Origin of the sequence: Cyanobium sp. BA20m-p-22 (assembly GCF_024346275.1) — a bacterium.
In the GTDB taxonomy this organism is placed as follows: domain Bacteria; phylum Cyanobacteriota; class Cyanobacteriia; order PCC-6307; family Cyanobiaceae; genus Cyanobium_A.
This window is the reverse complement of the sequence record NZ_JAGQCQ010000172.1, coordinates 1-7827: the sequence shown is the minus strand read 5'-3', so window position 1 is coordinate 7827 and position 7827 is coordinate 1. Positions and strand designations below refer to the sequence as shown.

Sequence of the window (7827 nt, the reverse complement as noted above, 5' to 3'; positions counted from 1 at the left end):
TCCTCCAGCAGAAAGGCACATAAGTTGGAGACGGAGCGCCCTTCCTCTTCCGATCGGCTCAGCAGGGCTTCATGAACGTGGTAGCTCAGGGTGATTGAGATGCGACGCGGTTGGCGCTGAAGAATGCGTAAACGATCATTCATGGAAAGGGTCTCTTGTTTTTGCTCTGAGCTCGGTGACTGGTAGCTGGCAATCGGTGATCGGAGTGGTTCCCTTCACAGCCCGTGCTGGCCTTGCCAAACGAACTTGCCAACTGCTTCGTAATGGCACGGATTTAGGCTCGATTTATACGCTTTGCCCTAATTCTGAGTTATTTTAGGCGCTGCTTGCATCGCCTGCGAATCAATGTGTCGCAGGTTGCCGCATTAGATGCAGCCAAGCAGACTTGCTTTCTGATCCTCTCGCCGCCGCCTCTTCCCCAGCCCATGCTGAGGGGGGCAGGGGGTGGCTCAGATGAGTTCGGCTGATGCCGAGTGACCAGATCGAGCTAACCGCAACAGCTGCGAGGGCTGGATGTGAAAGCGCTGTTGAAACTCAACGCTAAACAGCCCCATGGAGCGATAGCCACAGGCGCAGGCGATGCTAGTCACCGTTTCTTTGGGGGAACTCTTCAGCAACCGTTGACGGGCCTGGTCCAGCCGTTTTGCCCGAATCCATTGGGTTGCTGTACAGCCCATGCGTTCGCGGAATGCGTATTGGAGTGCCCTCCTTGAATAGTTGCTTAGTTCAGCAAGCGAGGTCAGGCTTAGAGTTTTATCCAGGTTCGCGGCAATGTAGTTAATGAGTTGATCAAATGAATCGAGAGGCTGGTCGTCCCCAAGCTGAATGGCCTCTCCATCTGGCACCTGGCGGAGGTTCGGAAATGCCAGGATTGCAATCAGGCGGTAAATTTGTTCTGCCAGCCCCAGCGGCCTGATTAAGGATGGATTTGATTCCTGCAGGGCGCTGATGGTTCGTAAAGTGCAATCCAGCAGGGAAAGCAGCTGGGCATCGAGCTGGCCATCGGAGGGTTTGCAGCTTATTGGATTCTCCAACATCAGAGGGTACTGAACGACCTCCGATCCATTCGAGTTTATCGACGCAGCCATCTCCTCTAGATTCTGCCAGGGGAGCATTACACAAACCACAGAGCAGGCTGTGCTCACCCATCGAATGGGTGTTCCCGGAATGATTAAACAACTCCCCGCTGCCGCAGCGCATAGGTGCCTGCTTCCCTGAAACAGGCAAACTTTGCCGGCGGTGACAAAGATCAGGGAAACCCTGGGGGAGGGCCCCAGTTCAGCCCTGGCTGGGGGGCCTACCAAGGCCAAAACCTCAAGATCTGACCAGGCCAGCTGGAAGGCCTCGCCTCCGCCGATTATTTCTGTCGATGGCGCTTGATTATTTCGTTTTCGTTCGAGTGAAAAGAGAAAACGAAAACTATGATCATTCAGCTTGCATTTATGAAGCGGTCCCAGCAGATTGGCAAATGGATTGGAGCGGCGAATGAGTGCCCAATCTCGCTGCGAATTTGCCGAGGACGAAGTCACCATAGGCGGCTAGACTCTATCAATTGTATTTGCCTAAAGAGGTTTCAAGCAGAAAAGATGCGAAGTTAGAGAGTGATCTGCCTTGCTCATCGCTAACACGCATCAGCTCGGCGCAGGTGAAATGGGATACGGTTATCGAAATCCTAACTGGCTTGCGAAAAGCTATGGAATCGGCAGAGACGATCATTGGATTGCTCCATAAATATGTACGAGAATAATTAAAGCACCTGTGGGCCCCGAATTCCTAGACCCTTGGGCCCTCGTATGGTTGATGCTGCATATTTCGGATAGATTTGCAGCTTTCGAACAGGGATCGTCGCGCAAAGTTAGGTGAAGCAATTGCCAAGTTCTTACCCGCCTAGGTAAGAATCACCTTAAAAGTACCCCCTAGTGCCCCTTGAAGCCACCGGCCGGCGCGGCCAAAGCCGAGAAGTTAAATGAGGGGCCTGCCCGTTGGCCCCGATCACGTGGTGGCAATCGGGGCTTCGGCAGGAGGGCTTGAGGCACTTCAGGCTCTTGCCTCCCAACTCCAGCCCGGTGGCAACGTTGCCTACCTGGTAGCCCAGCACCTATCCCCCGACCATCCCAGCCAGTTGGTAGAGCTTCTGGCACGCAGCACGCAGCTGAAGGTGGTGGGCGCCCACGATGGCTCTCCGATCTACCCCGACCAGCTGTTGGTGATCCCCCCCAACAGCGATGCCACGGTTGATGGGTCCAAACTCAAGCTCACCGATCCGGAACTTCGCTTTGGTCCCAGTCCATCGATTGATCTGCTGTTCGAATCACTGGCGACCCATTGGGGCGAACAGGCTGCGGCCGTCGTGCTTTCGGGTACGGGATCCGATGGTGCCCGCGGCCTCCGCGCCGTTGGTGCCGTAGGCGGGCTCACCTTGGTGCAATCCCCAGAAAGTGCTCGCTTTGGCGGGATGCCTCGGGCTGCGATTGCCCTGGGAGGTAGTGATCTGGTTGCCGACGCGGCGACCCTCGGCATTCGTTTGAGTCATTGGTTCAATCACAAGGGGGTCTGGAACGGCAATGCGGCATGCCCGAGCGAGCCATTTCTGCTCACGAGCGCCGCTGCCCAGTTGAAGCTATGTACGGGGATCGATTTCTCGAAGTACAAAGAGTCAACCTTGCGTCGTCAGATCCAGCGTCGAATGGCGATCTGTGATGTCCCCACTATGGAGGATTATTTGCCCTTGTTAGTTTCAGATCCCAGTGAAGCTAAGGCTTTGGCCCAGAACTTGCTGGTGACTGTGACCACCTTCTTCCGAGATCCGCTTGCTTTTGATGCCCTCGAGACAAGTCTGAAAGCATTTTTCACCAGACGTGCCCCTGACGATCAGCTCCGTGTTTGGGTGCCTGGTTGTGCGACTGGTGAAGAGGCCTATTCGATTGGCATGACCATCAGCAAGGTGATGGGTCATCCAGTCAACCTTAGCCAGCAGCTCAAGATTTTTGCCACCGATCTAGACGAGCAGAGTCTTGCATTTGGAAGACGGGGTATTTATCCGATATCCCAAGCAAAAGCGATCTCTAATGATTTGCTAAATCGCTTTACAACGCAGGGAGAAGGCACTCTGGAAATCAATAAGGACCTGCGTAGTTGCATTGTCTTTGCCCGTCATAATGTTGCAAATGATCCACCATTTCCAAATATTGACCTGATTTCCTGTCGCAATACCTTGATTTACTTTACGCCGCCACTGCAGCAGCAGGTGCTTGATTTATTTGGGTTCTCGCTGCTCCCCGGGGGGCTCCTTTTTCTTGGTAGTTCTGAATCAATTGGTCGTGCATCTTGCTTTAAGGCTGTTAATGGTACTCATCGCATTTATGAACGCACTCCCGACGGTCGATCCCGTAACCCTGGCGCTCTAGCAATGCCTGTTTATCGTGATTTGGCGTCCCTCCGTTCGCCCAAGGCCTTCGCGATGGTGCGAGAACCGGAGTCCGAGCAGCACGTCAATCTGTTGGAAGCCTTGCTTCGTGCCTTTGTTCACCCATCCTTGGTGCTGGATGAAAACCATGATCTAGTAGAAATCATTGGAGATGTGTCACCATACTGCCGGATTCCTGAAGGAAGGATGACGGCTGCCGCCGGTGCTTATCTGCGTGATGAACTGCAAACCGAGGCCAGGGCCCTATTTCTGCTGGTACGCGCTGATGGCAAGGTCGCTAGCAGTCCCAGCATCCAACTCAAAGGTATGGATACTCCGCTGCGGCTGGAGGCTGCGCCTTTTCAAGTGGGTGATCGCAAACTCACCATAATTTCCTTCATTAACAGTGAAGCAAATCAGGGGAGCTGCATTTCGGATCTGGGCAGTGGAGATCAGGATGCTGGCTTTGCTGGCGAGATCGAACGTCTAGAGCGCGAGCTCCTCTCCAGTCAGGACACCCTGCGTCGCTCCATGGCCGATCTGGAGCAGGTTAATGAAGAGTTGGAGGGTTACTCTGAAGAACTCCAGGCCTCGTCTGAGGAATTGCAGGCTTCCAACGAGGAGCTACAGGCTTCCTTTGAGGAGTTGCAGGCTACTAATGAGGAGCTGGGCACGCTTAATCAGCAGTATCGTGTCCGTAGCGAAGAGCTCGAGCGCCTTAATATTGATCTAGAAAATATTCAGAACTCTTTGAATCAGGGTATGGTGATTGTCGATGGCAATCTGCGTATCACTCGCTATACGCCCCTGGCCGCAAGGTTGTTCGGATTGGTGGAAAGTGATGTCGGCCAACCCTTAATCGGCATTCCCACAACCATGCCGCTACCAAGCTTGCGTGAAGACCTGCTGGCCGTGATTAGGGGAGAGGTGCTTCGCACTATTGAAGCCAGCAGTGACGAGATCTCGTACCTGGTGCAGGTGATGCCCTATCTCAACCTAGAAGGTCGATGCCTGGGCGCAATCATTACGCATACAGATGTCTCGGAGCAGGTCGCTTTGCGTCGTGCTGCCGAAGCATCGTTGCGGGAGTTCACCAGCCTTGCCGAAGGACTGGAACAGGTTGTTTGGAAGCGGGATCACACCATGGAGCAGACCCTCTACATCAGCCATCAGATCGAAAAGTTGACAGGCTGGTCCCCAGCTGAGTACGTGCAGAATTCAGATCTCTTTGATGGCGCCATCCTTACTGCGGATCGTGCCGTTGTGGCTGCGGCGCGCCATGCAGGTGGCTCCGGTTGGTCTGTGACCTACCGGCTGACAAGGCGGGATGGGCAGGAGCGGACTCTCATGGAGGTTGGCAGAATCGTCGAGGAGAACGACGACCAGTACTTCGTGGGTACCCTCGGCGATGTCACTGACGACCCCTTGGATTAGAAAATATCCTGTTGCTTTGGTTAGTAAATCCCTGTCTATCATGCCAGTTGGCACAGCATTTTCCCCCGTACTAGGGTTAATTGGCTACGGCTTCTGCTTCGGCTCCTCAGCATCCTTGACCCTAAAGTTGATCAGGTCGTCATCAAAAAGTTCAGCGTAAGATTGCTTGATTTTTTCCTTCACTTTATTCCACTTTCCTTTGATCTTGAGAATGGCCATGGTTTGTTTTCTTTTTGAGAATGATTGAGAGTTTGTTGGGGCTCAGGGATATGCGAGAGCACGCACTGGTCCGTTGTATTCAACTTTTGAAACTTTTGCGTCCGGTGAGACGATTGCTACGGTTTAAAGAGTGGCTCCTTCTAGCCTTTTGCCATGAGCTGCATTCACCTATTTAATCCATATTTATAGTTATTCGGTCACCTACTGCACCCCAGCGGCGGCAAGGCGCCCCAGCCCTGGCACTCGCTGCCGCTGCTGTTCCCAGCTCAGTGCATCGCGCACGATTCGCTCCAGATCGGAATAGTGCGGCTGCCAATGCAGAAGTTGACGCGCCTTGGCTGCGTCGGCCACCAGGGCCGGGGGGTCGCCCAAGCGCCGGCGGCCGATCTTCACGATTATCGGCCGTCCGCATACTCGCTCCACGCAATTGAGAACCTCACGCACCGAATAGCCCACCCCTGTACCTAGATTGAAATCGGTGCTTGCGCCACCGGCAATCAGGTAATCGAGAGCAGCGATATGGGCGGATGCTAGATCCCGCACATGGGTGAAGTCGCGAATGGCACTGCCATCGCGCGTCTCGAAATGATCACCATAAATTATAAACGGTTTTCCTTCCAGTGCTGCTTCGATAGCCAGCGGAATCAGATGGGTTTCATGTTGACGGCATTCGCCGCACCCGTTTTGTGGATCTGCTCCTGCGGCGTTGAAGGAGCGCAGGATCACCGCTGGGAAGCGGTAGCGCTGGGCCAGATCTTCAAGCATCCACTCCATTGCCAGCTTGCTACGGCCGTACGGATTAATTGGCGTTCGGGTGCTGAGCTCCGCAACTGGCAATGCTGGTGGTATGCCAAACACCGCGCAGCTGGATGAGACAATAACTGCCGGAGGCGATTGGGGGCGATAGGCTATTGCCTCTTCGAGTAACCCTAGGGCGTCGACCGTATTGATCCGGTAGTAGTGATTTGGCTGCTCATTTGATTCACCCATGTTGGCGAGAGCTGCGAAATGGAGAATCGCATCGACCCGGTATGCCTTCAGCACGGATCGCAGTAGCGAACGATCGGACAGGTCCCCCAGGACCAGTGGCACGTTGTGTTGTAACACCAGCTGGCTAAAGCCGCGGCTGAGGTTGTCGAATACGACTGGCTGGTATCCAGCCAGTTTTAGGGGTGCAAGCACCGAAGATCCCAGGTAGCCAGCGCCACCCGTCACGAGCACGATGGTCATCAGTAGCTGCCCCCACTCTTACGGACGCCTAATTGACTCCATGCTGGGAGGATTAATTTGGTGGTGGCGCTATTGTAGCTATTGCTGGCTAGGTAGATCCACGTTTGTATCCCCATTGGCTGGGTTTTTGTTGGCTCGTCGTCTTTGAACAGTTGATCTGTAATACGCATAAGTTAGGTGGTAGAACCACCAAATCCTATGGATTCCTTTCGCCCTTGCAATCTTTTATGCGATCAAGCTGCCAATCTGCTGCGCGCCACAGCAGTTTGCTGCATGCGGCAATTTATCGGTAGAGATGTTATATGAAACCCTAGGGCTGAGGGAAGGTGCATGGAGATGAAACTTTGCCCCCTGTTGATCGGTGCTGCGCAGTGGGCCCGGTGTGTCTAACCAATTAACTTTCTAATCAATTAACTTTGATCTGTCTGCCAGGCTCGCTCCCGTGCCCGTCGCCCCCTCCCCGCACTGCATGCCCCTGACGGCTGGCCAGGCCCGCCAGTTGCTCAAGGCCCTGGCAGATCCGATCCGCATCCAGGTGGTTGAGGCCCTGGGAGGTGGTGAGCGCTGTGTCTGTGAGCTCACGGCCGAGCTTGGGCTGGCCCAGTCGAAGTTGTCCTTCCATCTCAAGGTGATGAAGGAGGCCGGCCTGATCGAGGCCCGCGAGGAGGGGCGCTGGACCTATTACCAGCTCCAGCCTGAGCTGCTTGGCCAGCTGGGTGCATGGCTGGCTTCCTTGGCATGTCAAGCAAGCCGGATACCGGCATTGACATGCGGGAGTTCATAACCTCCCGGTGATTTGTTTGGTCTATGGCATCTGCCCTCTCCCTGGGGAAAGCCTGCGGGCCGGTTGCCCTGCCCCTGCTGGTGCTGTCGTTGGCCGTTTTCACCATCGGCTTTGATCGATGCGCTTTCTGGTGGCGGTGGTGGCGCCGTGGCCGGCGTCCCTGGCGGGAGTTCGGTGCAGCGATGGCCCAGGCGCCTTCCCCTGAGGCGCGCCGCGCTGTGCTCGAATCCTGGGAAAGGCAGATGGCCTGGGGTGAACCCCTGCTGCAGGCGGCCGTTGTGCTGGCGCCCCTGCTGGGCCTGATTGGAACCACGTCAGGGCTGATGGCCGTGCTGAGGCAACTGGGTCCCCAGTTGCTGTTGCCGGCCAACGCACCCCTGGCTGGCTACGGCGATGTGTTGCTGCCCACCCTGCTGGGATTGCAGCTCACCTTTGTGGCGTTGGCCCTGTTGCTGCTCAACCAGGGCCTGCGCCAGTGGCAGCTGGGCCTTGGCGCCAGCATTCAGCCATGAGGTCGCCAGTGCTGGAGGCCAACTGGCTAACGCTGCTTCCGGTGCCCCTGGCGGCCTGCACCATCACGGTGCTGTTTGCTGTTGCGGCCCTGCCGGCCCTGCTGCTTGCGCCCGACCCCACGCCTGCTGCCGAATCCGTTGGGGCCCCCGGCGAGACCCTGGCTTTGGCCCTCACAGGCCAGGGCACCTGGATCCTCAACGGCATGCCCCTGACCCCAGCCATGTTGGCCCGGGTCCTGAGG

Annotated in this window: 8 protein-coding genes and 1 pseudogene; 4 read left to right on the top strand and 5 right to left on the bottom strand. The window is 55.7% G+C overall.

Going from position 1 to position 7827, the window contains the following annotated elements; all coding sequences use genetic code 11:
* The 3 genes and pseudogenes from KBZ15_RS14200 to KBZ15_RS14190 all read right to left on the bottom strand — a co-directional run.
* A pseudogene (locus KBZ15_RS14200) lies at positions 1 to 143 on the bottom strand (hypothetical protein); the annotation flags it as partial.
* A 306-nt stretch (positions 144 to 449) separates the two neighbouring features.
* The gene (locus KBZ15_RS14195; RefSeq protein ID WP_254931082.1) at positions 450 to 1037 is read right to left on the bottom strand and encodes an AraC family transcriptional regulator; all 588 of its coding nucleotides are present in this window, start codon (positions 1035 to 1037) and stop codon (positions 450 to 452) included.
* Between the two features lie 511 nt (positions 1038 to 1548).
* The gene (locus KBZ15_RS14190; RefSeq protein WP_254931081.1) at positions 1549 to 1716 is read right to left on the bottom strand and encodes a ribbon-helix-helix domain-containing protein; all 168 of its coding nucleotides are present in this window, start codon (positions 1714 to 1716) and stop codon (positions 1549 to 1551) included.
* A 250-nt stretch (positions 1717 to 1966) separates the two neighbouring features.
* On the opposite strand from KBZ15_RS14190, the gene KBZ15_RS14185 reads away from it, so the two are divergent.
* Positions 1967 to 4840 (top strand): chemotaxis protein CheB, encoded by a 2874-nt coding sequence (locus KBZ15_RS14185; protein WP_255015865.1) that lies wholly within the window; start codon positions 1967 to 1969, stop codon positions 4838 to 4840.
* 84 nt (positions 4841 to 4924) lie between these two features.
* Here the strand turns inward: KBZ15_RS14185 and KBZ15_RS14180 are convergent, their stop codons facing one another.
* A complete protein-coding gene (locus KBZ15_RS14180; RefSeq protein ID WP_254931079.1) occupies positions 4925 to 5059 on the bottom strand; it encodes a hypothetical protein in 135 nt (44 codons plus the stop codon).
* A gap of 201 nt (positions 5060 to 5260) precedes the next feature.
* Complete coding sequence (galE, locus tag KBZ15_RS14175) at positions 5261 to 6289, bottom strand: UDP-glucose 4-epimerase GalE (RefSeq protein WP_255015864.1); 1029 nt, start codon at positions 6287 to 6289, stop codon at positions 5261 to 5263.
* 442 nt (positions 6290 to 6731) lie between these two features.
* On the opposite strand from galE, the gene KBZ15_RS14170 reads away from it, so the two are divergent.
* The 3 genes from KBZ15_RS14170 to KBZ15_RS14160 form a co-directional block, all read left to right on the top strand.
* Positions 6732 to 7073 (top strand): ArsR/SmtB family transcription factor, encoded by a 342-nt coding sequence (locus KBZ15_RS14170; RefSeq protein ID WP_396123496.1) that lies wholly within the window; start codon positions 6732 to 6734, stop codon positions 7071 to 7073.
* Between the two features lie 23 nt (positions 7074 to 7096).
* On the top strand, positions 7097 to 7585 hold the full coding sequence (locus KBZ15_RS14165; RefSeq protein WP_255015863.1) for a MotA/TolQ/ExbB proton channel family protein: 489 nt from the start codon (positions 7097 to 7099) through the stop codon (positions 7583 to 7585).
* Positions 7582 to 7827: hypothetical protein (locus tag KBZ15_RS14160; RefSeq protein ID WP_255015862.1), on the top strand; the 246-nt coding region annotated here is incomplete at its 3' end. The genes KBZ15_RS14165 and KBZ15_RS14160, both read left to right, overlap by 4 nt.